Annotated in this window: 19 protein-coding genes; 4 read left to right on the forward strand and 15 right to left on the reverse strand. The window is 33.5% G+C overall.

Annotated features, from left to right (window positions below; all coding sequences use genetic code 11):
• Positions 1-95 precede the first annotated feature (95 nt).
• From VOI54_RS15945 to VOI54_RS15975, 7 genes are all read right to left on the reverse strand, one after another.
• The gene (locus VOI54_RS15945) at positions 96-2,306 is read right to left on the reverse strand and encodes an NADP-dependent isocitrate dehydrogenase (protein WP_326284088.1); all 2,211 of its coding nucleotides are present in this window, start codon (positions 2,304-2,306) and stop codon (positions 96-98) included.
• An 845-nt stretch (positions 2,307-3,151) separates the two neighbouring features.
• Entirely contained in the window at positions 3,152-3,502 is a 351-nt protein-coding gene (rplS, locus tag VOI54_RS15950; protein WP_326284089.1) for a 50S ribosomal protein L19, read from the reverse strand.
• Between the two features lie 360 nt (positions 3,503-3,862).
• Positions 3,863-4,540 (reverse strand): tRNA (guanosine(37)-N1)-methyltransferase TrmD, encoded by a 678-nt coding sequence (trmD, locus tag VOI54_RS15955; protein WP_326284091.1) that lies wholly within the window; start codon positions 4,538-4,540, stop codon positions 3,863-3,865.
• Between the two features lie 62 nt (positions 4,541-4,602).
• The gene (locus VOI54_RS15960) at positions 4,603-5,607 is read right to left on the reverse strand and encodes a M28 family metallopeptidase (protein ID WP_326284093.1); all 1,005 of its coding nucleotides are present in this window, start codon (positions 5,605-5,607) and stop codon (positions 4,603-4,605) included.
• 66 nt (positions 5,608-5,673) lie between these two features.
• Positions 5,674-6,726: a M28 family peptidase gene (locus tag VOI54_RS15965; RefSeq protein ID WP_326284094.1), complete on the reverse strand. Its 1,053-nt coding sequence runs from the start codon at positions 6,724-6,726 to the stop codon at positions 5,674-5,676.
• Positions 6,727-6,853: 127 nt separating this feature from the next.
• Positions 6,854-7,213, reverse strand: a complete 360-nt coding sequence (locus tag VOI54_RS15970) for an FUSC family protein (protein ID WP_326284096.1) — start codon at positions 7,211-7,213, stop codon at positions 6,854-6,856.
• Between the two features lie 50 nt (positions 7,214-7,263).
• Positions 7,264-8,022 carry a DUF3108 domain-containing protein gene (locus tag VOI54_RS15975; RefSeq protein ID WP_326284097.1) on the reverse strand — a complete coding sequence of 253 codons (759 nt, stop codon included), beginning with the start codon at positions 8,020-8,022 and terminating at the stop codon, positions 7,264-7,266.
• A gap of 172 nt (positions 8,023-8,194) precedes the next feature.
• Between VOI54_RS15975 and VOI54_RS15980 the strand changes: the two genes are divergently transcribed.
• Together VOI54_RS15980 and VOI54_RS15985 are read left to right on the forward strand one after the other, a co-directional pair.
• Positions 8,195-9,040, forward strand: a complete 846-nt coding sequence (locus VOI54_RS15980) for a universal stress protein (protein WP_326284099.1) — start codon at positions 8,195-8,197, stop codon at positions 9,038-9,040.
• 148 nt (positions 9,041-9,188) lie between these two features.
• On the forward strand, positions 9,189-12,563 hold the full coding sequence (locus tag VOI54_RS15985; protein ID WP_326284100.1) for a tetratricopeptide repeat protein: 3,375 nt from the start codon (positions 9,189-9,191) through the stop codon (positions 12,561-12,563).
• Between the two features lie 54 nt (positions 12,564-12,617).
• On the opposite strand, the gene VOI54_RS15990 is transcribed toward VOI54_RS15985, so the two are convergent.
• The 4 genes from VOI54_RS15990 to VOI54_RS16005 all read right to left on the reverse strand — a co-directional run bounded on the left by VOI54_RS15990 (position 12,618) and on the right by VOI54_RS16005 (position 19,202).
• Entirely contained in the window at positions 12,618-13,094 is a 477-nt protein-coding gene (locus tag VOI54_RS15990; protein ID WP_326284101.1) for a DUF4395 domain-containing protein, read from the reverse strand.
• Positions 13,091-16,573, reverse strand: a complete 3,483-nt coding sequence (locus tag VOI54_RS15995) for a 4Fe-4S binding protein (protein ID WP_326284102.1) — start codon at positions 16,571-16,573, stop codon at positions 13,091-13,093. The genes VOI54_RS15990 and VOI54_RS15995 overlap by 4 nt, the downstream gene beginning before the upstream one ends.
• Positions 16,574-16,638: 65 nt before the next feature.
• The gene (locus tag VOI54_RS16000) at positions 16,639-17,193 is read right to left on the reverse strand and encodes an OsmC family protein (RefSeq protein ID WP_326284103.1); all 555 of its coding nucleotides are present in this window, start codon (positions 17,191-17,193) and stop codon (positions 16,639-16,641) included.
• Positions 17,194-17,369: 176 nt separating this feature from the next.
• Positions 17,370-19,202, reverse strand: coding sequence for a sigma 54-interacting transcriptional regulator (locus VOI54_RS16005; protein WP_326284104.1), 1,833 nt, complete (start codon positions 19,200-19,202; stop codon positions 17,370-17,372).
• Positions 19,203-19,338: 136 nt separating this feature from the next.
• Between VOI54_RS16005 and VOI54_RS16010 the strand changes: the two genes are divergently transcribed.
• Both VOI54_RS16010 and VOI54_RS16015 read left to right on the forward strand, forming a co-directional pair.
• The gene (locus VOI54_RS16010; protein ID WP_326284105.1) at positions 19,339-21,375 is read left to right on the forward strand and encodes an adenylate/guanylate cyclase domain-containing protein; all 2,037 of its coding nucleotides are present in this window, start codon (positions 19,339-19,341) and stop codon (positions 21,373-21,375) included.
• A gap of 169 nt (positions 21,376-21,544) precedes the next feature.
• Positions 21,545-21,883, forward strand: a complete 339-nt coding sequence (locus VOI54_RS16015) for a DUF4870 domain-containing protein (protein ID WP_326284106.1) — start codon at positions 21,545-21,547, stop codon at positions 21,881-21,883.
• A gap of 157 nt (positions 21,884-22,040) precedes the next feature.
• Here the strand turns inward: VOI54_RS16015 and dnaN are convergent, their stop codons facing one another.
• The 4 genes from dnaN to gldF all read right to left on the reverse strand — a co-directional run bounded on the left by dnaN (position 22,041) and on the right by gldF (position 26,197).
• Entirely contained in the window at positions 22,041-23,159 is a 1,119-nt protein-coding gene (gene dnaN / locus VOI54_RS16020) for a DNA polymerase III subunit beta (protein ID WP_326284108.1), read from the reverse strand.
• A gap of 173 nt (positions 23,160-23,332) precedes the next feature.
• Positions 23,333-25,000: a gliding motility-associated ABC transporter substrate-binding protein GldG gene (gldG, locus tag VOI54_RS16025; protein ID WP_326284114.1), complete on the reverse strand. Its 1,668-nt coding sequence runs from the start codon at positions 24,998-25,000 to the stop codon at positions 23,333-23,335.
• Entirely contained in the window at positions 24,993-25,481 is a 489-nt protein-coding gene (locus tag VOI54_RS16030; protein WP_326284115.1) for a hypothetical protein, read from the reverse strand. The genes gldG and VOI54_RS16030 overlap by 8 nt, the downstream gene beginning before the upstream one ends.
• Positions 25,478-26,197 carry a gliding motility-associated ABC transporter permease subunit GldF gene (gene gldF / locus VOI54_RS16035; protein ID WP_326284117.1) on the reverse strand — a complete coding sequence of 240 codons (720 nt, stop codon included), beginning with the start codon at positions 26,195-26,197 and terminating at the stop codon, positions 25,478-25,480. Before gldF ends, VOI54_RS16030 begins: the two co-directional genes overlap by 4 nt.
• Positions 26,198-26,213 lie beyond the last annotated feature (16 nt).

A 26,213-nucleotide genomic window follows, 5' to 3' on the forward strand; every position in this document is an offset into this window, starting at 1 on the left:
TTAACTTTTAGCATATGTTAAAAATATAAAAAAAGCTTCCAATATTGGAAGCTTTTTTTGTTTAGTTAATATGTTTATTTTATAATACTATTATCCTATCCTATTATAGCATTAAACGTTTTACTTGGTCTCATTACTTTATTTATAAGTGTATTATTAGGTTCGTAGTAACCACCAATGTCTGATGGGTTACCCTGAATGTCATTTAATTCACTTACAATTTTATCTTCATTTTCAGCTAATTGTTTAGCTATTGGAGTGAATTCTGCTTTTAAATCTTGATCAGTATCCTGGCTAGCTAATTCCTCAGCCCAATACATTGCTAAATAAAAGTGACTGCCTCTATTATCTAATTCACCTGCTTTTCTGGAAGGTCCTTTTTTGTTTTCCAATAATTTCTCAGTGGCATTATCCAAAGCTTCTCCTAAGATTTTGGCTTTTACATTATTATTTACCTCACTAAAATGTTCCAAAGACACAGCTAAAGCCAGGAACTCTCCTAAAGAATCCCAACGTAAATGGTTTTCTGCTAATAATTGTTGAACATGCTTAGGAGCAGAACCTCCTGCACCGGTTTCAAATAGGCCACCACCATTCATTAAGGGTACTATAGATAACATTTTAGCACTGGTTCCAACTTCTAAAATTGGAAATAAATCTGTTAAGTAATCACGTAATACATTACCCGAAACAGAAATAGTATCTTTTCCGTCTTTAATTCTTTCGCAAGTGAAAACTGTAGCATCAACTGGTGATAAGATTCTTAAATCTAATCCATTTGTGTCATGATCTTTTAAATAGGTGTTTACCTTTTTAATTAATTCAGTGTCATGAGCCCTGTTTTCATCCAACCAAAATACTGCTGGTGTTTGTGATGCTCTGGCACGGGTTACTGCTAATTTTACCCAATCCTGAATTGGAGCATCTTTAGTTTGACACATTCTCCAGATATCCCCTTTTTCAACATGATGTTCTAGTAAGGCGTGTCCTTTTGCATCAATAACTTTTACTGTTCCGTTTGAAGGAATTTCAAAGGTTTTGTCGTGAGAACCATATTCTTCGGCTTTTTGAGCCATAAGTCCAACATTGGGAACTGTACCCATTGTGATAGGGTCAAAAGCACCATGTTTTTTACAAAAATCAATAGTTGCTGCATAAATACCGGCATAACTACTGTCAGGAATTACTGCCTTTGTATCTTGAAGTTTACCATCTGCATTCCACATTTGACCAGAAGTACGGATCATTGCCGGCATTGAAGCATCAATAATCACATCACTTGGTACGTGTAAATTAGTTATGCCTTTATCAGAATTAACCATGGCAATATCAGGTCCGTTTTCATAAGAAGCTTCAATATCAGCTTCTATTTCTTTACGCTTATCTTCAGGTAATTCCTGAATTCGTTCTAATAAGTTTCCAAGGCCGGAGTTTACATTTACACCAAGTTCTTCAATAACCTGTCCATGTTTGGTAAAAACATCCTTAAAAAATATTTTTACCGCATGACCAAAAATGATAGGGTCACTAACCTTCATCATGGTTCCTTTCATATGTAATGAAAAAAGTACACCACTTGCTTTAGCATCAGCTACTTGTTCTGCTAAAAAGCTTATTAATGCTTTTTTGCTCATTACTGTAGCATCAATAATTTCTCCTTTTAATAAATCAATGCTATTTTTTAAAGTAGTGATTTCACCACTTTCAGTTGTATGTTGAATAGTCACACTTGTTGCTTCAGGTAGTGTAACTGATTTTTCGTTGTGAGCAAAATCACCGGTACTCATGGTAGCGACATGAGATTTAGAATTGCTGCTCCAAACACCCATGGTGTGTGGATTCTTCTTCGCATAGTTTTTTACAGCTTTAGGGGCACGTCTATCGCTATTTCCTTCACGTAATACCGGATTTACAGCACTACCTTTAATTTTATCATAACGTCCTTTGATATCTTTTTCAATATCGGTTAAAGCTTCATTAGGATAATTAGGAATATTAAACCCTAAAGATTGCAATTCTTTAATGGCTCCTTTTAATTGAGGAATGGATGCACTAATGTTAGGTAATTTTACAATATTAGCCTCTGGTTTTTTTGCTAATTCACCAAGTATCGCTAAATCGTCAGAAACCTGTTGGTCTTCGGTTAAAAAATCAGGAAACACAGCTAGGATTCTTGCTGCTAAAGAAATATCTTTAGTTTCAATATTAATACCAGAAGATTTAACAAAAGCTTCAACAATTGGCAATAAAGAACGCGTTGCTAATGCCGGTGCTTCGTCAGTTTTTGTATAAATTATTTTAGACATTCGTGTCGATTTTAAAGAATTATTATAATGCTAAAAAAAGGCTTGATTTTAGCGATGCGAATATACAAAATTAGACGCTTATATAGGCTCAATTTATAAATGAAAATATTTTGGCAGAACAGATTTATAATAATGATAAAAATGTAAGGTGTAGGTGAGAATAGTTTAAAAAACAGGTGTTGAAGTTATAATAAAAACAAAAGCCATATCACTGCAGAACTAAATCTCCGTTGACATGGCTTTCTTGAAATAACTTAACGTGACCTATTTAGTATGTCTACCAAATGCATTTAAAATTTTCATTTAAACTTTCAGTTCAAGTGTTGTTATTTCAATGAAACATTTTTTTGATTTTCAAAATGTATTGACCTATCAAACAAATGTTTCGGTTAATTGTTTTTCTTGATGCTATTAAACCCCTTTTCGCTTGCGCGTCAAATAATCAACAGCATTGCTCGCATTACTATACTCACTTTCGTTTATATAGCTTTTTAAGCTTTTCATTATATCAAATACTATCTGTTTGCACATACAGTATTTTTTATAATGTCATGATTTCTTTACTTTCCTACGCATACACGTGGTGTAAACAAACCTCAAAAAACAATTATATTAAAGAACGTTACCTTAATTTGAAAAAATATAAATTCGTTTTAAATCCGAAACCAACCAAAATGGCTGTTATTATTTCTTTAGCTAAAATACAAATCAAAAACCATAAAGTCAAGATTTTCAATTAAATAGATGTTAACCGTTTATAAACGATACTTATTAACTTTTGTTAATAAAAAAAACCTTGAGAAAGCTCAAGGTTTTTAAATACTGCTATTGCAGAACTATTTTTATTAATGTCTACGTTCTTTAATTCTGGCTTTTTTACCAGTAAGACCTCTAAAGTAGTAAATTCTTGCTCTACGTACTTTACCACGTTTGTTGACTTCAATTTTTTGTAATGCAGGTAAATTTACCGGGAAAATACGCTCTACTCCAATTGACCCTGACATTTTTCTGATGGTAAAAGTTTCTGAAGTTCCAGATCCTCTTCTTTGAATTACTACACCTCTAAAAAACTGAGTACGTGTTTTATTACCCTCTTTAATTTCGTAGTAAACAGTTATTGTATCACCAGCTGCAAATTCCGGTAATTCTTTTCTTGTTACAAATTCGTCTTGTACAAACTTTACTAAAGATTCCATATCTTTAAATTTAAAATTGATTGATTCAGAACAACATTCACGATTCTCGCCAGAGGTTAACCCGAAATTGGGTGCAAAGATAATTAAAAAGTTAAGAGTTAAAAGTAATAAATTAAAAGTTTTTTGAATAAAGTAGTTTTTGTTGGGGGTACTCTAAAGTTAATTAGAGTCAGGTTTTCACTACCCGTTTCCTGATATTACATCCGGTGAGCTCAAAATGATTAGTCTGTGATGAACATAATTGAATCGTTCAACCCCTTACATATTTAAAGAATAAGCAAAGTTACTCAGGGCTTTAGTTATTGTTTTGTCAATCATACTAATAGCTTGTAATAGAAAATTGGTATATCATCATTGTTTTTAATCTTCCAATAAATCTGGTCGACGTTCTTTGGTCCGTTGATAAGCTTGTTCCTCTCTCCACTTTTCAATTTCAGGTAAGTTGCCGCTAAATAATAGTTCCGGTACTTTCCAACCTTTGTATTCACGAGGTTTGGTGTAAATGGGAGGAGCTAATAGGTTGTCCTGAAAAGAATCAGTTAGGGCAGAGGTTTCATTGCCCAAAACACCTGGTATCAATCTAATAACCGCATCACAAAGAACTGCAGCACCCAATTCTCCGCCGGAGAGCACATAGTCCCCAATAGATATTTCTCTGGTTATAAAATGGTCACGTACACGTTGGTCTACACCTTTATAATGTCCACAAAGAATGATTATATTTTCTTTAAGAGACAGTTGATTTGCTATGCCTTGGTTTAAAGTATCTCCGTCTGGAGTCATATATATGATCTCGTCATAATGGCGTTTTGCTTTTAAGCCTGAAATACATTTATCAATAGGTTCAATCATCATTACCATACCGGCACCACCGCCAAACTGGTAATCATCTACACTTTTATAGTTATTTGTAGTATAATCTCTTAAATTATGAAAATGCACTTCTGCCAAACCGGCTTCAATAGCGCGCTTTAATATGGAGGCTTCAAACGGGCTTTTAAGTAATTCCGGTAAAACGGTTATAATATCTATGCGCATAAGTTTACTTTAAAAAATATGTGGCAAAGATAATTTAATTACAAGTGAATATAATGGATTAATTAATCCAACTTAATGCGTTCTTCCCGGTTTGCCAATTCCCATGCGGTATGAAAAATTAAACGAGCTCGTGTTTCCAGGAATTCATAATTTATTTTATCAGGGGTGTCTGTAGGCCTGTGATAATCTGCATGTGTTCCGTTAAAATAAAAAATAACAGGAATATTGTTTTTAGCAAAGTTGTAATGATCTGATCGGTAATAAAAACGATTCGGATCATTGTCATCATTATAAGTATAATCAAACTCTAAATTAGTGTATGTTTTGTTGATTTTTTCAGAAAGGTCATGTAGTTCTTTGCTTAATTTGTCTGAACCGATTAGATACAGGTAGTTTTTACCACCTTCATGTTTAGGGTCAATACGACCAATCATATCTATATTCAAATTAGCAACTGTATTTTTTAATGGAAAAACCGGATCTTCATCTGTATAATACCGAGAACCGTAAAGACCAATTTCTTCACCTGTTACATGTAAAAAAAGCACAGAGCGCTTTGGTCCGTTTCCTTCTTTCTCTGCTTCTTTGAAAGCTTCGGCAATTTCTAAAATAGCTACAGTTCCAGAGCCATCATCATCAGCACCATTATTGATATCTCCATTTTGAGAAATTCCAATATGGTCTAAGTGTGCAGATATAATAATGATCTCATCTGGTTTCTCTGAGCCTTTTATATAGGCCAACACATTTTCAGAACCCTTTATTCCATTTTTAAAATAAGATGCGGGGATATCCTGGAAATAATCTCCTTCTGCTATTGGTGATCCAATACTATTTGAAACATATTGTTGTTTTATGAATTCTACAGCCTTCTTTTGCCCGGGTTCTCCCGTCTCTCTACCTTCAAAATCATCAGAAGCATAAGTATAGAGCATGTCCTTTAGCTCATGAGCTGTGATTGTTTTGGCGTAGGTTTCAGGGTTAGCTGTTTTCTTATTTTTATTTTGTGATGTGCTGCAAGAGGATAATAAAACCGTGGCACAAAATAGAGTAACTAGATTTTTCAAAATAAAAGGGTTTAATAATTTGCTGCTATATTACAAAAATGTATTTACAGGTTTAGCCTTTTCAGTTTAATTTAACAGTTCGTTATTTTCATCCGTGACCAGTTTATGTTCTTGGTTTGCAATTTGCCATGCTGTAGCAAAAATAAGTTTGGTACGTTTTTCTAATAGTGGGTAATTAATCTTATCTGGAGTATCACTGGCTTTGTGATAATCATCATGAACTCCATTAAAATAAAAAATTACAGGAATGCCCTGATTTGCAAATTTATAATGATCTGAACGTTCATAATAATGGTTACTATCATTCTCAGCATTATACCTGTAATCAATATTGATGTCAAAAAACGTATTATTTATTTTTTCAGACACATAATGAAGTTCTTTGCTTAGTCTATCGGCCCCAATCAAATAAATATAATTTTCGTCATTTTGATGTAGATCATCCACTCTCCCTATCATATCAATATTAAGATCTACAATGGTATTCTCTAAAGGAAAAACAGGATGTTTTATATAGAATTCGGCTCCTTTTTGACCAATTTCTTCTGCCGTTAGATGTAAAAATAAAATACTTCGTTTTGGGCCATAGCCATCCTTTTTGGCTAATTTAAAGGCTTCGGCCATTTCCATAATAGCTACAGTTCCGGAACCATCATCATCTGCGCCATTGTTTATTTTCCCGTCTTTATTTATCCCCAAATGATCTAAATGGGCAGAAATTATCACAACTTCATTCGGATTCTCATCACCTTCAATATAGGCCAAAACATTTTCTGAAGCTTTAATGTTCTTAGGAAAAAAACTGGCGGGTATCATCTGAAAGTAGTTATTCCCGCCAAAAGGGGAGGCTATTTGCAGGTCCTGATAATAAGCTTTTAAAAATTCAGCAGACATTTTTTGTCCTTTTTCTCCCGTTTTTCTACCTTCAAATTTATCTGATGAAAACGCATAGAGATGTGTTTTTAATTCATCCTTAGTAATAGAACTACAATATTTTTTAATAAGCGCTGTATCAGATATTTCAATACGGTCTTTAATATTTTGGATTTTAGTGGTGTATTTGGGTGTAGCGCAAGTGCCTACTAATGCAAAAAAGGAGAGAATATAAAGAGTTTTCATAAGTATATTAATAGGTTTTATCCTATCACGACCTATAACTAAAACTTTTTCAGATACCTGAAAACTTTAGTATAGCAATTTACAATTAATAGCTGTGGTCAAATATACAAATAAATGCGGAAATTACTTACTGTTCAATTTCTAACTCTTCCAGGTCAGTCTCTTCAATTTCTAATTCTTCTAATTCCTCAATAGCTTCTTCTTCAAGTTTTGTTTCAGTGGCTTTAAGATCTTCGGTATTGGTCACCTCTGTTATAGTAAATATAGCTTTATAAGTAATCAGTACTAAGGACATGATAGTTAATAAAAAAGAGAATGTAATAATCTTCTTAATATGTCCTGATTTTTTTGATAAGTAAATTGCTATTAGTCCAAAAATTAAAGAAGTTATTGATGGAATGATAGCTAGATTGGACACGGGTAAGGCTGCAAGGATTATGGCTAATATTGAAGCAACAACAGTAAGAACGGTAAACAGTTTTTTCATTTATAACAAATTTGTTTTAATACTAAGATTTTTAGCTGTAATTTACAAGTTTAGTGCTTTAAACCTGAAGCCGATTTTATTTTTAATTCACCATTGCCAACAGGAATTTTAAATATTCCGTAAACCGGTATTTTATTTTCATCTGAAGTTAGCCATAATGTACCTTTGATAGTTTTTGAAGTGTTAGAACCTACCTCCAGTTTGTAGCATTCTCTTTTTCCAATGGCTGTTGATAAGGTTTCTTTTCCCAAATAGGTTAATTGCCCTTTGGCTTCTTCACGGTCAAAAAGAATTGTAAATGTTTTTTTGCTACCATTAGTCATGTTCTCATAATCAAATAATCTAATATTATAAATGGTGGAAACAATGTCCTTTGTACCGGAATGTATTGAAACATCCTTTTTTTCTACATAATTATTTTTCTTCTTTAAAACAGATTTAACCATTTTGTTCTTATGACTAAATGTGTATTTCATATTTTTAAAATAGCCCCCTTCATTAATATCTCGGTTATATAAATATGGCGTTAGTGTTTTTGGGTTTACATAGCTTTCATACAAATCTCTAATCTTAAAAAAGTTGTCCCATTTGCTGTAGGTAGTAGCGGTACACTTTAATCTTAGTAATGTTGCTTTTGAAGTTTTTACAGGACTTGTTTCCATAGTAATCTGAGCCAAATCGGTTAAAATTCCTGACATATTATATGAAGCCGTATAGGTGAGTTTTTCACCAAAACCTATAGCATTGTTTTGAGCATAAACTGAAGCCGAAAAAAAGTAAACCAATAAGAAAAAAGAAATTCGAGGCATTTAGATTTATTTTTAGTTATAACGTATTCGTACTTATTTAGTATGCCTAAAGTACAACCCTTAACATTATTATACTAATTTTATTATTGCATGTAAATGGGTAAATGATATATGTCATATTTTTTTAATAGAATTACTAATATATTTATTTAGTAATCAAAGTATTATTGAGATGAAAAATATATTATTACCTACCGATTTTTCAAAAAACTCTTTGAATGCCATTGATTATGCCATGAACTTACTTCAAAATGAATCCTGTAATTTCTACTTAGTTAATGTGCAAACGGCTTCTTCTTTTATTTCTGATGATATAATGTCTGCAAGCGTTTCCACCAGCATTTATAACACGTTAATTGGTGCCTCTAAAAAATCTGTAAATAATATTATATCTATTGTGAAAGAGGAATATAATAATGAAAAGCATAATTTTTTCTCAGTAGTTGATTATGATAATTTTATTGATTCTATAAACCAGATTTCAGAAAACTATAATATTGATCTCATAATCATGGGCACTAAAGGGGCATCAGGTTTGGAAAAAGCATTGTTTGGTAGTAATACAGTTAGAGTTATTCAACGATGTGAAGTACCGGTTTTGGCAATTCCTGATGGATGTGTTTATGAAGGCTTATCTACCATAGCATATACCACAAATAATTTAACACTGTTAGTTTCCAAAGCATTAGCGGTATTAAATTTCATAAAGCAATTGAATAATTCTAAACTTAATATTTTGCATGTTGCAGATGAACATCATATTGCGCATAACCAAAATAATAATGTAGCTTTTTTTAAAACTTATTTTTCTGACACATCACATGATTATTTAGATTCAAATTCCCGTCAAATATTTAATAACGTTCAAAACTATATTAAGGATAACAACATTAAAATGTTGGCTATGATGAGTAAAAAGCACTCTTTTTTAGAGCGTTTGTTTACAAGGCATACGGTTGAAACTTTTGCCTTCAAAATTAATATTCCGTTTTTAGTAATGCACAGTCAAGAGGCATAGTTTTATTCCGGATTTAATATAAAAAGTCACGTAAGAAGTTTACCTTTAGTGACTTAGTTAGCGTTTAAATTAGGGTAATTTTATAAAGTTTAAAGATTAACTCTTAACTTTATAGGGTAATCAATCCAACCAATCCTTCAATTTTAAAATGAAATACAGGCTCTGTATATTTTTTTTCATTATAGTTTGCGGCTTGTTTTATGGTCAAACATCTAAGTTAGATAGCCTTGAATTAGTTTTTGAAAACCAAAAAGAAATTGATTCTATTAGATTTGATGCCGGTCTGAATGCTTTTATGCTATTATTTAGACAAAACCTGGATTCTGCAAGAGTTTTTGGAGACAATGTTTTGAAGTTCTCTAAAGAAAGACAAAACAAAGAATGGGAGGCTACTACGTTGAGGTATATTGGAAACACCTATGCAATTCAGGGTAGTTTTAATGAATCTCTTAACTATTTTAATGAAGGGCTTGAATTGTTAAAACAACTTTCTGATAAAAAGAGTATTGCAGTTACGTATAATAATATTGGAACAGCACATTATGAATTAGGGAATTTTCCAAAAGCCCTTGATAATTTATTAAAAGGACTGAAAATTTCTGAAGACCTAAATGATGAAACTAATTTAGCGCGGTTAACAAATAATCTTGGTAATGTCTTTCTTAGGCAAAAAAACCAAGAAAAAGCCCTTGAATATTATAACTATAGCCTCAGTTTAAAAAAGAAACTAGGAAATAAATATACGCTATCACATGCGTACAATAATGTTGGGATAGTATATGAGAACTTAATGAATTTTGAACTTTCCTTAGAGAACTTATTAAAGTCAGCGGAACTTGCTGAGGTTGTTGGAGATAAACGGTCCATGACCAGAGCATACAATAACATAGGAAAGTTATATGGTAAGTTTGGAAAATATTCTGAAGGTTTAGAATATTTGAATAAGGGTATACAAATAAAGAAGGAAATTGGAGATAAAGAAGGGTTGATTTCTGCACACTTATACAGGGGGGTAAATTATTTAAAGACTAAAGCTTACCAAAAGGCTAAAGTTGATTGTGAAAGAAGTCTAAGTTTAGCGCTGGAGACGGGTGTATTGATTGCTCAAAAAGAATCTTGTGAATGCTTAAGTTCAGTATGGGAAAAACTTGGTGATTATGATAAATCTTTGCAATACTTTAAGCAGTCAATAATAGCCAAAGACTCTTTATTTAATAACCAAAAAACAAAGGAGATTACACGCCAAGAAATGCAATATCAGTTTGAAAAAGAGCAACTTGCAGATAGTATTGCGTTTAATAAAGAGAAAGCAGCTCAGGAATTACAATTTGCTAATGATTTGAGTAAGCAACAAAATAAAATTAATCTGATCATTTTTGGAACTATTGGATTGCTAATAGTGGGATGGGTTTACTGGAGATCCAGGCAAAAAAGTATTAAACTCAAACAGGAGCGTAAAGTTATTGGAAAACTAAAACAAATTGATCAGCTCAAAGACCAGTTTTTGGCCAATACATCTCATGAGTTGAGAACACCTTTAAACGGAATCATTGGGCTTTCAGAATCTCTAAAAGATGGGGTAGCCGGAGAATTATCGGAAAAAGCCGTAGAGAATTTAGATATGATAACGCATAGTGGCAAGCGACTTTCTAATTTGGTAAATGATATTCTGGATTTTTCAAAATTGAAGAATAAAGATTTGAGCCTTTCAATTAGAGCCGTAGATATTTACCCTCTGGTGAATTTGGTTTTAAAAGTTTCAAGTTCTTTAGCTAAAGGCAAAGATTTAAAGTTGATAAACTCCATTCCCAAGAACATTGAATTAGTTGATGCGGACGAAAACAGGCTACAGCAAATATTATATAACCTAATTGGTAATGCTATTAAATTTACAGAAAAGGGAAAGATTGAGATAAAGACTAAACCACTTGATGGTAAGCTTTCAATTTCAGTTTGTGATACCGGAATTGGAATTCCAGCCAACAAGTTTGAAACCATTTTTAAGTCTTTTGAACAAATAGATGGTTCTGTAGAACGGGAATATGGCGGGACGGGTTTAGGCTTATCAGTAACAAAACAACTGGTAGAACTTCATGGTGGGACTATTGAAGTGAGCTCTCAGGTAGATAAAGGCTCAACCTTTAGTTTTACATTGCCAATTAGTACTACAGATCGTAAAACAACTAATTTAGAGATAGATACTTTTGATCAACAGGATATCCAAGAACTAGATGATGATTATAAGGATTCGAATGAGCAAAAAAGTATCAAAAATAGTGTTGAAGCTACCATTTTAATAGTAGATGATGAGCCTATTAATCGTCGTGTTTTAGAAAATCATTTAAGGGTAGCTGGGTATAATGTAGAGGAGGTAGGAAATGGAAAAGAAGCTTTAAAGTTAATTAATGCAGATCATATATATGACTTAATTCTTTTAGATATTATGATGCCAAATATGTCTGGTTATGAAGTCTGTGAACACATTAGAAAAAAATATTCACCCAGTGAGTTACCCATAGTTTTACTTACGGCTAAAAATAGAGTAAGCAATTTGGTAGCGGGCTTCAATGTTGGAGCCAATGATTACTTAACCAAACCTTTTTCAAAAAATGAGCTGTTAAGTAGAATAAAGACACATTTAAACCTGAAAGGAATTTATAGAGCAACCAGTAAATTTGTGCCTTCAGAATTTTTAAAATCCGTAGGGCGGGAAACGGTAACTGATGTTGTTTTAGGAGACCATAAAGAACGAAAGGTTACGGTATTGTTTACTGATATTAGAGATTATACAAGTCTTTCAGAAACCATGACTCCGGAACAAAATTTCAAGTTTGTAAATGCTTATGTGGGTAGAATGGGGCCATTGATACAAAAAAACTACGGATTTGTAAATCAATTTTTAGGTGATGGAATAATGGCCTTATTTCCGCATGAAGCTAATTATGCCTTACAGGCATCTATAGCTATGCAAAAAGCAATTTGTGAATACAATATACAACGTGAAAAAGAAGGATATGCTCCAATTTCTGTGGGGATGGGACTGCATACAGGATCATTGGTTATGGGAATTATAGGGGATGTCTATAGAAATGATACTGCTATTATAGCTGATACTGTAAATACCGCTTCAAGAATGGAAGGTATTACAAAATATTACGGAGCAAATATTGTAATTAGCGGAGACAGTTTAGAAACTATAGAAACTGTAGAACATTTTAATTTTAGATATTTAGGAAAAGTTAAAGCGAAAGGAAAAAACAATATTGTGGATATTTATGAGTGTTTTGACGGCGATCAAGATGACTGTGTGGCCCTAAAACTCAAAACACTCAAAAATTTTGAGAAAGGCTTAAAATGTTTCTTTAATAAAGAGTTCCCGAAAGCTTCAGCGGCCTTTGATAAGGTGTTGATTCAAAACCCAAATGATAAGGTAGCAAAATACTTTATAACTAAATCTGCCGAATATACTATTTCTGGAGTATCAGATGATTGGGGGATGGTAAATGAAATGCGCGAAAAATAATATAGTAGTTGAAATCTGTTTTTTCAATAATACTAAAATTCACGTATTAAAAAATTATGAATTTGGTTTGATCTTATATATCGCATTATAGATTATAGACGGAATACAAATGTCTAAGCCGGCAACTAGAGAAGCAGATATAATTAATAGTGTACCAACAATATATCCGGCTATCATATGATTTAAATAAAACAAAGAGACTGTGGCGGCTAAAAATATTGAGGCTATAGAACAAGCAAATTTCAATTGTTTAGAACGCGGTGGTAATTTGGGTTTATCCATTAGTTTTCTTAGCAGGTAATTGTATATATAGTCAAAAGGATGATTTGGAAGGAGGATGCTTAAGAATGCTACTAAAAACATAGATAATAGTATTGGAATGTTAGCCGTTGCAACACCAGTGATAACAATTATAGTGCAGAGTATATACGCAAATCTATTTCCAAAGGCTAGTTTTGATATTTCTGAATTAGTACAATCAAAGTACCCTTGGGCTTTAATTCGGTTTATTCTTTTTTGTGACGTTTTCATTTTCTAAAAGTTAATTGCTGTTTGATTTTATAATCTTGAAGTAATTTTGAACGGTGTGGAATATTTGATAAAGACATGGCCAGATATTTATCAAACCGTTTGTCTGTATATTTTTGAATTTGGTGCATTACATTGCTGAGTTGTTCCGGATTGTTTTTAAATAATTTTGAAAACCGGTTTTCTAATTTTAAATAATCTTTGATTTTGATTGAAGGCACTTTAGAGTCTAATTGTAAAGTGCTTAGGTTATTGTTTGACTTTTGGGGGTTGTTCCTATAAAGTAACCACTGTCCGGAATCAACAGCTGCCTTGTGGTATTTACCTGGTCGTTTCATATCGATACCATGAGATTCACTATGACAATAGGCTATTATTATTGAAGGGCCATCAAAGCTCTCCGCTTCATTAAAGGCTTTTAAAGTTTGTTCCTGATCGGCGCCAATAGCTACAGAGGCAACATATACATTATCATAGGTCATGGCTAACAGACCAAGATCTTTTTTCTGTTTTTGTTTTCCGTTGAAAGCAAATTTAGCCGTCGCTCCAAAAGGTGTTGCCTTTGATGCCTGAGCACCGGTATTATCATAGACTTCATTATCTAAAACCAATATATTTACATTTTCTCCGGAAGCTAATACATGGTCTATGCCTCCATAACCAATATCATAGGCCCAGCCATCACCACCTATTATCCAAACGCTTTTTTTAATTAAATTGTCAGCAATATGTAATAACCGTTTAGCTTCGGGTGTTTCAGTCTTTTCAAGATACTTTTTTAGTCGTTCAACTCTTATGCGTTGTTGGCTTATTTCTAATTCGGTTGTTTGATGAGCATTTAAAATATCTTGAACCAAATTGGAATCTAAAAGCGGGATCAGTTTTTTTAATAATATTTTGGCCTGTCTTTCCTGTTGGTTAATGGACATTCTGAATCCCAGTCCAAATTCAGCATTATCTTCAAATAAAGAGTTAGACCATGCAGGACCATGTCCGTTTATATTTTTTGCCCAGGGTGTTGTTGGCAAAGCACCTCCAAAAATAGAACTGGCTCCTGTTGCATTTGCAATAAGAAGACGGTCTCCAAAAAGTTGAGACATCAGTTTTAAATAAGGTGCTTCCCCACAACCTTCAACACCACTTGAATATTTAAATAAAGGTTCCTGTAATTGTTGTTGGCTAATTTTATTGACATCAATTTGCGTTCTGTCAAATTCAGGAATGGACTCAAAGTAAGTCCAGTTGTCTTTTTCGTTATTTAAAACCTTGTTTTTGTTTGTTTCTTTTAAAGCATCTGTAGGGCAAGCATCAATACAGTTATGGCATGCATTACACTGTTCCGGGTTGATCTGAATGGTGTAATTTAGTAAGTCAAAATCTTTAGATTTTATAGATTTAAATGTTTTAGGAGTACTGTTTAAATAAGAATCTTCATAGACTTTTAATCGTAATGCAGCTTGCGGACAAGCCATACTGCAAGCGCCACATTGTGTACATAAATCTGTATTCCAATCTGGGATGGTGTAACTGATTTGTACAGGATTGTGTATAGATGTATTTGTAGGATAGGTGCCGTCTACAGGTATCATACTGACCGGGATAGTATCGCCGTTATTTTTCAGTAGTTTTTCAAAGAAGGTACTCTCATAAAGACTGTCAGTTTTGGAGGGAGCAGAGGTATTGTTATCAATTGAGGTATTGACTTTATATATGAATTCGTTCAAATCGGTAATACTGCCATCATTTAACAGCTCTGAGTTTAAGCTCAAAAAGCAAGCATGTAATTCTGTTATTGTATTGGTCTTTAAAACCTGATTAGCCTTTAATTCCTCAATGTTTACAATCAACACATTGATATTTTTATTAATGATTTCATGTTGTTTATTTGCCGATAATGACTGCCAAAATGCTTTAGACGTTAGAGAAGTATTGACCAAAAGTGTGCCTTTGGGTTTTAATTTTTTTATTGCCTCGTCGTTTTGTGTGAAGTTTGCATTTTGGCAGCCAATAAAATCAGCTTGTTCAATTAAATAAGGTGCTTTAATAAGGGTGTTGCTTATACGTAAATGTGCAATATTGTTTGTATTTGATTTTTTGTAGTTACGTTCAGTATAACCTTGGATAAAGGTATTTTCCTTTGCTCCAATTAATTTTAATGTATTTGAAAAGCTTGAAGCTGTATTGTTGGTTTTACCCTGATAAAAAATAGCTTCATAGAAGTCATTTTTCATTGTAATGTCCTCTGAAAAATCGAGACTTAAATGTGTTATATCATCCTTAATTCCAACGGTAAAATTGTGCCTGGGGTGCTCCTGTTTGAGGTGGTTATATATGGCTTGAACCATTGCCGGTGTAAATTGTTTTGAAGACAAACCGTAGCGACCACCAATAACAATAGGAAATGTAGATGTCTGTTTATTTTGATAGGCATTGGAAATAGATTGAAGAACATCTAAATATAAAGGTTCTCCGGGAGCCCCTGGCTCTTTGGTCCTGTCTAAAACAGCAATGGACTTTACAGAATTAGGCAGTACTTTAATAAGGTGTTTTGTGCTAAACGGCCTGAATAATCTAACTTTTATAAGGCCATATTTATTTCCGGACTTATTAAGCTCATTTATAGTAGTTTCAATGGTGTCAGTAGAGGAGGCCATGGAGATAATAATATGTTCTGCCTCCGGGTGACCGTAATAATCAAAAAGCTTATAGAATCTTCCGGTCAGTGTACCAAACAGGTCCATATAATTTTGAACAATTTCCGGGCATTGATCATAGAACGGGTTGATGGCTTCTCTGCTTTGAAAAAATAGATCAGGACCCTGGGAAGTTCCTTTTATAACAGGGTTATTAGGGGTTAAGGCACGTTGTTTATGTTTTTTAATAGTGTTTTGATCGATTAAAGAATGAATGATGTTATTATCAATGGTTTGTATTTTGTTGATTTCATGAGAGGTTCTAAAACCATCAAAAAAGTGAACGAAAGGGATTAGTGATTTGAGAGATGCAGCTTGTGAAATTAAAGCAAGGTCATGTGATTCCTGAACCGAAGCACTACCTAACATGGCATAACCTGATTGACGAACTGCCATAATATCACTATGGTCTCCAAAAATAGAAAGCGCATGTGTAGCTATAGATCTTGTAGCTACGTGAATAACATTGGGGAGCAATTCTCCTGCAATTTTATATAGGTTTGGCAGCATTAACAGTAAGCCTTGAGAGGCTGTAAATGTAGATACAAGAGATCCGGTTTGAATAGCTCCATGCATAGCACCGGCAACACCAGATTCGCTTTGCATTTGAAAAACAGAGGTTGCATTATCAAAGGCATTGGTCATATTTTCAGAATGCCATTGTTCAACAAGTTCACTCATATCAGAAGCCGGAGTTATAGGGTATATAGGAAAAACCTCATTTATTTTATAAGCTATTTGAGCTACAGCTTGATTTGCTGTTAAGATGCTAAAAGATGAAGTTTTCATTTTACTGTGGTGTTTAATTTGATAAAAAGACTGCACTTCTAAGTACAGTCTTTTTTAATAGGTTTTTACCCTTTTACAATTTCAATCTTAACAGGAGTTGGATTAGAAATCATATCAAATACAGGGGAGAATTTTGCTAAATTTTCAAGTTGTTCAGCAGAAGCGTCAGATTTAACCTTTAACTGCATGGTAATACCGTTAAAACCGGTTCTTACTTCAGGATCTAATCCTAAAAACCCGTGTAAATCTGCATCTCCTTTAATAGTTGATTCAGCACCTTCAATATCAATGCCGTTAGCTGCAGCATGATATACCATAGCTCCGGTTAAGCATGAACTTAATGCGTGTAATACTACCTCTGGCGGCGTTGGAGCCTCATCTTGTCCAAGAAGTACTTGAGGGTGGCTACATTCCATGGTGAACGTTTTTTCACGGGTAGTATCTTCCTGTCCGGCGCCATAAAAGCTTTTAACACTGGATGCACAATGTCCACCATCAATCCAGTTATTCTTTGCTCTGAATTCAAATTTTGCTAATTCAGGTTGTTCTTGAATGTGTCCAATAGTTTCTACTAGCTGGTCTACATTTACTCCGTTTTTTACATTGTCTGTTGTAATCATTTTTTTAAAATTTAAATTGTTAAACGTTGTTGTTTGACTAGAATAAAGCTAATGGCGTGCCAATCTATATAAGAAACTTGTAATCAGTTAGTTGTATTAAATTAATGATTACATGTGTTAACGAAAATTCGTTTATTAACGAAATATCGTTATGTTATTTATGAGATTTCGTGAATTTAAACGGGTCTTTCTAGTTTTAAAGACTTGATCTTTGAGGCTAATGTAGTTGGGGGTAGTTTTAAAAGGGCAGCAGCGCCATTTTTACCGGAGATTTTCCATTTGGAGAGCTTTAGTGCATTTAAGATATTTTGCTTTTCTAATTCAATCAACTCGACAGAAGTCAATACTTTTTCTTGTATAGGTTCCAGAGGATTTTCCTGACTATTGGATTCATTTGGTATGATATTGCGCCAGTTGATAGCGCCGTCTTTAGATACAATAACTGCCCGCTCAATTAGGTTTTGGAGTTCCCTGACATTACCAGGCCAGGAGTAGGTTTTAAGAAGGGCTTTATCTGTGTCGGATAGAGCAATAGCATGTTTATTTAGCTTTTTTGAAAACTGATCTATCATTTCCTGGGCAATCACACAAATATCTCGTTTTCGGTCTCTTAGTGCCGGAACATTAATGGGAAACACATTTAGCCGATAATATAAATCTTCCCTGAATTCTCCGGTTTTTGAAAACTTAAATAAATCTCTATGTGTTGCTGCAATGATTCTAACATCTACTTTTATGGTTTCTGAGCTTCCAACAGGATCAAATTCACCTTCTTGAATAACCCGAAGTAGTTTAGGTTGTAATTCTAAAGGCATTTCACCAATTTCGTCTAAAAATATGGTGCCTTTGTCTGCTAACAAAAACCGGCCTTTTCTTCTAATGGTTGCCCCGGTAAAAGCCCCCTTTTCATGGCCAAATAGCTCGCTTTCAATGAGATTAACAGGTATAGCACCGCAGTTTATGCGAATTAAAGGTTTGTTGTTTCTATGACTTTCTTTATGAATAGCTCTGGCAATTAATTCTTTACCGGTACCGGTTTCCCCTTGAATTAATACCGTGGCATCTGTTTTTGCAACCTGGTGGATTAAGTTTAAAGTTGCTTTCATCCTTTGGTCTTCTGCTATAATGCCATAACTATTGGTTAATTTATTTATCTCTTCTTCCAGATATTGGGTTTGTTTGGTTAATAAATTAATCTTGTTTTCAGCAATAATACGCTCATCAATATTTCTTAAAATTAAAATATAAAAAGTCTCTGCACCCAGACCATAGGTACTTAAAGTGCCTTCGTTAAGTGAGGTTCCTCCATTGGATCCAATAATATTTACAATTTTAGGCAGGTATTTATTTGAGGTTTCATCTTCGTTGTTAGACCTTACTATAGTCTCAATTAATTTGGAGCTTTTATCATCAAAAAAGTAGAGTACATTCCGCTGTAGGGCATCATCATTTTCCAGTATAAGGTTTGCCGCTTTATTGGTGAGTACAATTTTATACTGACTGTCAAACATGATAATAGCATCCATAGCACCATTAATAAGCCCGCTCATTTTAGAATTAGCCAGTTCAAGAGCTTCTTTAGAACGGGCTAAGTGCTCTTGAAAAGTATCCAATTCTCTGTGGCGCTTAATCATAACCGATAAAATGCCTTGAGAAAATCCACTATCCTGTACCATTAAATCTAAAAAGTGCTGACGTTCAATTTTTAAAACCGTAGTTTTTTCTATAGCTGTAATGGAGGCAGAACGTGTCTCGTTATCAATTAAAGCATATTCACCAAAGCAATCCCCGGAAGAAAGCGTATCATAAACATGAGTGCTGTCATGTACCTTAACTGAGCCACTAACTATAGCATACATGGCATTTCCTATATCATTTTTCCTGAAGATCAGTTCATTTTTTATATAGGTTTCTTTTTGAGAATTTGCTACCAGATTTTTAAGAGATGTATTTGAAACCTCTGAGAAAAAAGGGATTTTAGAAAGGAAATCTTCAAGGTTTTCAGGCACTTTTGTTAAAATTTAGATTGCTGTCTTATGTTAAAGATATTAATTATTTGTGATACAATGTAGATGGAGTTTTAAGATAAATTCATTCTTTAAAGATAATTGATTAAATTAGTGAGACCTAACTAAATAGATCAAAATGCCAAGCAATAGACAACTTGCCGCAATAATGTTTACAGACATTGAGGGGTATACCTCCTTAATGCAGCAGGATGAGGGAGAGGCAGTTTTAATAAGAACCCGTCATAGAACGACTTTTGAAATGACTACAGAAGCCTATGACGGTAAGATTATTCAATATTTTGGTGATGGGACCCTAAGTGTATTTAAAAGTACGATAGAGGCCGTGGAATGTGCTATTGAGTTACAAAAAGCGTTTTATGAAGAACCGAAAATACCAGTTCGTATAGGGATCCATGTAGGTGATATTATTCAGTCTAAAGATGATATAATAGGAGACGCTGTTAATGTGGCTTCAAGAGTTGAATCTATAGGAGTTGCAGGTTCTATTTTAATTTCTGATAAAGTTAATGACCAGCTCAAAAACAAGAATAATATAAGAACGCAGTTTATTGATGAGGTTGAGTTTAAGAATGTAAGTAGGGTTATTCCAATTTTTGCGGTGACTAATGGTGATTTAATAGTTCCAAATAAGGAAGATTTATCTGGGAAAACGAAGCCTAAAGATTTTAAAGAATACAAAGAGTACAGGAAAAAAAGTTTATATGTTTTGAGTGTCCTTTCAATCATAATTTTAGGATTGGTTTACTTTATGATGGATGGTGTAAATGAAGATAGAAATATTGGAGCGGCTACTTTAGCTGTACTACCTTTTACTGATATGAACAACGATGATGAATCTGATATTTTTGCAGATGGGATTACAGAAGACATTATCACTCACCTTTCTAAAATCCAGGATTTGCAAGTGATTTCGAGAACTTCAGCAATGTTTTATAAAGACACTAGAAAAACCTTGCAGGAAATAGCCAAAGAGCTGGGGGTTAATTATATTTTAGAAGGAAGTGTTAGGGTTAATAACAATCAGGTTCGTATAAATGCTAATCTGGTAGATGCCGGTAATGACAAGAATTTATGGGCCGATAATTATGACAGTCCCTTAGTAGAAATCTTTAAAATCCAGAGTAGTGTCTCAAAAGATATAGCCAGCGCTTTGCAAATTACTTTGAGCGAGGGGGAAGCGTTAAGGATTGATAACGAACCCACAACAAATACAGAAGCTTATACTGCATTTAAAGAGGCCCAAATGTATTTCCACAGGGGAGGTGGTAAAGTTGAAGAATTAAAGAAAGCTGAAAGTTTGTTTAAAAAGGCCATAGAATATGATCCCGAGTTTTGCAGGGCTTATGTTGGTGTTGCTGAAACCTATATGGAGTATATATTTTGGGGTAGGGAATCTCCAAAAAAAATGTTGGAACTTGCTTCTACTCCGGCATTGACGGCCTTAGCTATTAATTCTAATGACGGCGGTACTTTTGGAGCTTTGGGTGCCATAAGTTATTACAGATACGAAAAAGAAACCGCAAAGCGGTATTTAAAGAAGGCCATTGAGCTTAATCACAGTTATGTTGGTGCTTATAATAAATTGGCATGGATTTATGCGTTTGAAAATAATTTAACCATGATGGAAGAAAACTTTAATCAGGTTTTAAGATTAGATCCCTTATCTACTAAATACATTGGAGATATGGGGCAGGCGTATTATTATTTAAATGAGTTTCAAAAAGGAATCGATTTGATGGATAAATCATTGGTCAAATTTCCTGATGATAATATGCTAAAGTGGGTTAAAGCCACTAGTCTTTCTGCTTTAGGAAAATACCATGAGGCCATAGCAATCTATACATCAAGAAGTGTGGCTTCTAACACTAACTGGATGCTTGGATATTGTTATGGTATGGTTGGAGAACATGATAAAGCTAGACTGATATTGGAATATCAGCTTAATAAAAATAAAGAGGTTTATGTTCCGGCCTATATGATTGCAACTATCTATATAGGATTGGGCGATAAAGAAAATGCCTTAAAATATTTAGAAAAAGATTATGAATTTGGAGGGCAGGGATTATTTTTTTGGGGACTGAAACAAGATGTGAAATTCAGATCACTTCGGAATGAACCGCGTTTTATTGCCCTGCTAAATAGAATTTCTTAAATTTTAGCTATGTAGTAGCTCATCTGATTGAAGTTTGTCAAAAAAAGTTAGATAAGGCATATTGTTTTAGAGGTGTCAGGTGTAAAAGGTTTATTTTTCAATTGAGGGTTGTAACATTTTTGATTTTGATGCGTCATATATGCGTAATCAATCAAAATCAATCGCCATCATGAGACAGGACAACCAACTTTTAGTTATCACCCATTTAAGTCAGTTAATCACCTTAGTTATAGGGTTTGGCAGTTTAATTGTACCATTAATACTGTGGCTGACCCAAAAAGATAAGGTATATCAAATGGATGACCACGGAAAAAACATTATAAACTTTCAATTAAGTTTAATTGTTTACTGCTTAATGTGTATTCCACTTATTTTATTATTTGGTCTAGGTTTAGTAGGCTTTATTATTTTAGGTGTTATAGGCTTTATATTCCCTATAATTAATGCGGTAAAAGCAAGTAATGGTGAAGTGCCAACTTATCCATTATCATTTAGGTTTATAAACTAAAACATACAAAAATCAAATAAAAATTCATAAAATAGTCATTATCTCTTAATTTTATTAGTTAGTATTGTTAGATGGGATAAGCAAAAACACTCACTAAAAGTGAGTGTTTTTTTATTTTATATGATCAGATATTCTGCTTTGTTTGCTCAGAAATGAACTAGCTATTCAGCATCACAGGCATAACCAGCATAGTTACTTGTTCACCTTCATCAAGGCCGTCAATTGGAGTTAAAATTCCCGCTCTATTAGGCATACTCATTTCTAATTGTACATCATCAGAGTTTAGGTTATTAAGCATCTCTGTTAAAAACCTGGAGTTAAAACCAATTTGCATATCGTCCCCTTGATAATCACAAGTTAAACGCTCTTCTGCTTTGTTACTGTAATCAATGTCCTCAGCAGAAATGTTAAGTTCTGCTCCGGCAATTTTTAAACGAATTTGGTGTGTGGTCTTGTTTGAAAATATACTAACACGGCGTACAGAATTTAAAAACTGGTTTCTACCAATTACCAATTTATTAGGGTTCTCTTTAGGAATTACGGCTTCATAATTAGGATATTTCCCGTCTATTAATCGGCAAATTAATTCTGAATTTTCAAAAGTGAATTTTGCATTACTCTCGTTGTACTCAATGGTTACGTCATCTTCACTTGCCGCTAAAATACCTTTTAAAAGATTTAGAGGTTTTTTTGGCATTATAAATTCAGCAACCTGATTTGCCTTAATATCCTCACGTGTATATTTTACTAATTTATGGGCATCGGTAGCCACAAAAGTCAAACCTTCTGTTGAAAATTGAAAAAATACACCGCTCATTACAGGGCGTAGATCATCGTTACCAGCAGCAAAAATGGTTTTGCTAATAGCAGTGGCTAATACATCCCCGGTGACAACTGTTTTACTAGGGTCTTCAAGAGCAACTGCTTTGGGAAATTCATTACCGTCAGCATAAGCTAAAGCATATTTACCGTGATTAGAACTGATTTCAACGGTGTTATTATCTTCTACAACAAAGGTTAAAGGCTGTTCCGGGAATGTTTTTAAAGTATCTAATAACAACCGCGCCGGAATAGCAACACTGCCCTTGCTTTCACTTTCTACATTCAAAGTAGAGGCCATTGTGGTTTCTAAATCACTGGCAGAAACAGTAAGCTGACTGTTGTCTAATTCAAATAAGAAATTATCTAAGATAGGTAAAGTGTTTGAGCTATTAATAACACCACCTAGAACCTGTAACTGTTTTAATAAATAAGTACTTGATACTATAAATTTCATGCGAAAATATTATGATTTTTATAAGGTTGTTTACCAAACAGATTTTAATCATTTTCTAAAAGTACAGACCAAAAAATATTTAGTAACGTAAAACTTTCCTTGTTTAAATTGTAATTATGCTTCTTACAAATATATTCTAAAGCCAGAATATTTGGAAACAAACTTATTAACATTTAGGCGCTGTATTTTTTCTTTCTATAGTAATTGAAAGTAAAACCAAAAATACTCAGTAAAGCCAGTGGTAATACAATGTTTATAAGCTGCCATTTGTTTTTTTGAGAGGCTATTTTTTGCTGATTTAAGAAAGCAACGGTAATTTCTTTTGACCGAATGTTTATAAGTCCATTGTCATCAAGTAAGTAATTCACAGTATTAAGTAAAAATTCCTTGTTGCCATAGGTTTTTCCGGTCCATCTGTCAAAGCCTAATTCTTGTGGTGTATTCCTCACCACATCATTTTTAATGACATCTCCATCAGCTATTATAACCATTTTAGTAGGTATACTTGTATTTTTTATTTCATCAAGTTCAAATGGCTTTATACGGTTACTGTAAACCGAGTTAAATGCACCTTCTAATAATACGGCAAGCGTTTGATTGCCTTTATTAAATAGTTTAGGATCCTGTTCTTTTGTAACAAGGTCTAAACTTACCTCACGGGGGGTGCCATCTAGTTTTGTTAATGGTGCTGATTCCAGTAAGATGGTCTTTTTAATGCTGTTTTTTAGAGTGTCAATTTGATTAGCAAAATCAAATCTAACTAAGTTTAAATTGTTAACAATAGGATGATTACTGTTAGACCCCGCTAAAGGAGAGTAAGGCCATTGCAAATGCTGAAACTGAGATTCACTACCTTCTCCAATAGCCAGAGTAATGGGAGCAGAATACAGTGTATTTACCATAACCGGGTTAATACGGATACCATATTTAAAAAAGAAATCGGTTAAGTTTAGATCTCTGCCTACGGCAAAATTTGTGCCTGTAGTATTATATAAACTATCTTTTTCTATGGCCACGGCATCTACTAACCACAAACTTTTACCACCATTCATGGTATATTGATCTAACACCAATTTTTCTTTTTCTGTAAAGGGGGCTGTGGGTTTTGCAGAAATAATTAAATCAAATTCGCTAATAGCCTTAAGTGTTTTTTGTGAATTTCCAGATACACTATCTAAAGTAAAGGGGGCTATATAATAGTACGCTCCAAGGGTCTTGACAAAGTCTGCAATATATTTATCTTCTAACTGCTTGTTGCCCTTTAAAATGGCAATTTTTCGCCGTTTTGGTTTGGTAAGTTTACTAAATCCATCAGCAAAAGCGTATTCTAAATGTTGTACAGAGTTGCTAACCAATTCCTGTTGTGTAGCACCTATTTTATTTTTCACTAATGGGATACTAACAGTTTGTTCGTCATAGCTTGCTAATGCCCAGGGAAAAATAATGGCTTTGGATGATTTTCCGCTTTCGGAAACACTTAATTGCATAGGCGTTAACCCACGTTGGGTAAGTTGCTGAATATTCCTATCCCGGGTGGCATCGTCTTCTAGGGGATTAATAAAATTAAATATAATATTATGATTTTCTGCAGCAAATTCTTCAAGTAATTGTTTGGTTTCGTTTTGAAGGCGCCGGAATTCCGAAGGAAAATCATTGCCTTCTAAAAATACATCGACAACAATAGGCGATTTCAAATCTTCAATGATCTGAATGGCAGATTCACTTAAAGTGTAACGTTTATCAGAAGTTAGGTCAAATCGTTGGTAAACCTTATTATTAATGAGATTAATAGCAACTAAGGTGATGATAAGAATTGATATATGTTTTATGGAGTTATTCAAGAGGCTTTTCTAATTGATAGGTTCTAAGAGTTGTTACAATATTGTTTTCAAAATTAAGTTCAATACATTCCTGCATAGTATTGAAAGCTCCCGGTTTGAATCCTAAATTATAATTCCACAGGTCTTGTGAATTTACTTTTCTATGGTCATCCCAGCCGTACCATTCCGGTTTCCCTAATAGCAATTCTATGTCGTGTTTTGGTTTTCCTGTAAACAAACTATCTGTGGTTATTATATGGTTTAACATTTCAAAGCGCAATTCCGGTTTGCTTTGCCAGGTTTCGGGATTAAAACGTTTTTCATGATGATAACTACTAAATATATTAAGTATAGGGTAGACTACATAAAAATAGGCTATTGGTGTTAAAGCTAAACTCACCAATATGGTTAGCCATTTTCGTTTATCTATGGTCTTTACAAATAGCCAGGTCAAAATAAAGACAATACCGATTAGAATAATAAATGTTGGGGTTATGATCATCGGTGAGCTTTATTCAGGTTAAATTTGGTTAACATTAAAAAACACACTGTAATGCTTAAAAAATAAATAATATCCCGGGTATCTATAACTCCTCTACTCATACTTTTAAAATGTATGCTCATACCCAATTGTTCAATAAAGTTACTTGACATAAAATCTGCAATACCTTCAAAACCAATATAAAACGTAAAACATATAAACACAGCGATAATAAACGCTACAATTTGATTGTTAGATAATGTGGAAGCAAAAATCCCAATAGCTGTGTATGCAGCTACCAAAAATAACAGCCCAAAATAAGAGCCGATGGTACTTCCCATATCTAAATTACCAACAGGATTACCCAATTGATAAACGGTATAAACATATAATGAGGTTGGTAATAACGCAATTAAGATTAATATGAATGCCCCAAAATATTTACCTAAAACAATGCTGAAATGTGAAATGGGCTTGGTTAATAATAATTCTAAAGTACCTTGTCTTTTCTCATCAGAAAAACTGCGCATGGTTACAGCAGGAATAAGAAAAATCAATATCCAGGGCGCCAGTAAAAAGAATGCCGACAAATCAGCAAAACCATAATCCAGAATATTGAATTCGCCTCTAAACAACCATAGAAATAGTCCATTTAAAACCAGAAACACTGCAATGACCAAATAGCCCATAGGAGATGCAAAAAATGAATTTATTTCTTTTTTTAAAATGGCTAGCATCTACTATTCTTTTGAG

It is taken from the genome of Alterotamlana spongicola, from assembly GCF_035818475.1.
Taxonomy (GTDB): domain Bacteria; phylum Bacteroidota; class Bacteroidia; order Flavobacteriales; family Flavobacteriaceae; genus Cognatitamlana.

What these genes read in the sequence shown, in the direction of transcription:
- VOI54_RS15945 (WP_326284088.1), bottom strand. Translation starts at nt 2,306, where the DNA reads ATGTCTAAAATAATTTATACAAAAACTGACGAAGCACCGGCATTAGCA.
- rplS (WP_326284089.1), bottom strand. Translation starts at nt 3,502, where the DNA reads ATGGAATCTTTAGTAAAGTTTGTACAAGACGAATTTGTAACAAGAAAA.
- trmD (WP_326284091.1), bottom strand. Translation starts at nt 4,540, where the DNA reads ATGCGCATAGATATTATAACCGTTTTACCGGAATTACTTAAAAGCCCG.
- VOI54_RS15965 (WP_326284094.1), bottom strand. Translation starts at nt 6,726, where the DNA reads ATGAAAACTCTTTATATTCTCTCCTTTTTTGCATTAGTAGGCACTTGC.
- VOI54_RS15970 (WP_326284096.1), bottom strand. Translation starts at nt 7,213, where the DNA reads ATGAAAAAACTGTTTACCGTTCTTACTGTTGTTGCTTCAATATTAGCC.
- VOI54_RS15975 (WP_326284097.1), bottom strand. Translation starts at nt 8,022, where the DNA reads ATGCCTCGAATTTCTTTTTTCTTATTGGTTTACTTTTTTTCGGCTTCA.
- VOI54_RS15980 (WP_326284099.1), top strand. Translation starts at nt 8,195, where the DNA reads ATGAAAAATATATTATTACCTACCGATTTTTCAAAAAACTCTTTGAAT.
- VOI54_RS15985 (WP_326284100.1), top strand. Translation starts at nt 9,189, where the DNA reads ATGAAATACAGGCTCTGTATATTTTTTTTCATTATAGTTTGCGGCTTG.
- VOI54_RS15990 (WP_326284101.1), bottom strand. Translation starts at nt 13,094, where the DNA reads ATGAAAACGTCACAAAAAAGAATAAACCGAATTAAAGCCCAAGGGTAC.
- VOI54_RS15995 (WP_326284102.1), bottom strand. Translation starts at nt 16,573, where the DNA reads ATGAAAACTTCATCTTTTAGCATCTTAACAGCAAATCAAGCTGTAGCT.
- VOI54_RS16000 (WP_326284103.1), bottom strand. Translation starts at nt 17,193, where the DNA reads ATGATTACAACAGACAATGTAAAAAACGGAGTAAATGTAGACCAGCTA.
- VOI54_RS16010 (WP_326284105.1), top strand. Translation starts at nt 19,339, where the DNA reads ATGCCAAGCAATAGACAACTTGCCGCAATAATGTTTACAGACATTGAG.
- VOI54_RS16015 (WP_326284106.1), top strand. Translation starts at nt 21,545, where the DNA reads ATGAGACAGGACAACCAACTTTTAGTTATCACCCATTTAAGTCAGTTA.
- dnaN (WP_326284108.1), bottom strand. Translation starts at nt 23,159, where the DNA reads ATGAAATTTATAGTATCAAGTACTTATTTATTAAAACAGTTACAGGTT.
- VOI54_RS16030 (WP_326284115.1), bottom strand. Translation starts at nt 25,481, where the DNA reads ATGATCATAACCCCAACATTTATTATTCTAATCGGTATTGTCTTTATT.
- gldF (WP_326284117.1), bottom strand. Translation starts at nt 26,197, where the DNA reads ATGCTAGCCATTTTAAAAAAAGAAATAAATTCATTTTTTGCATCTCCT.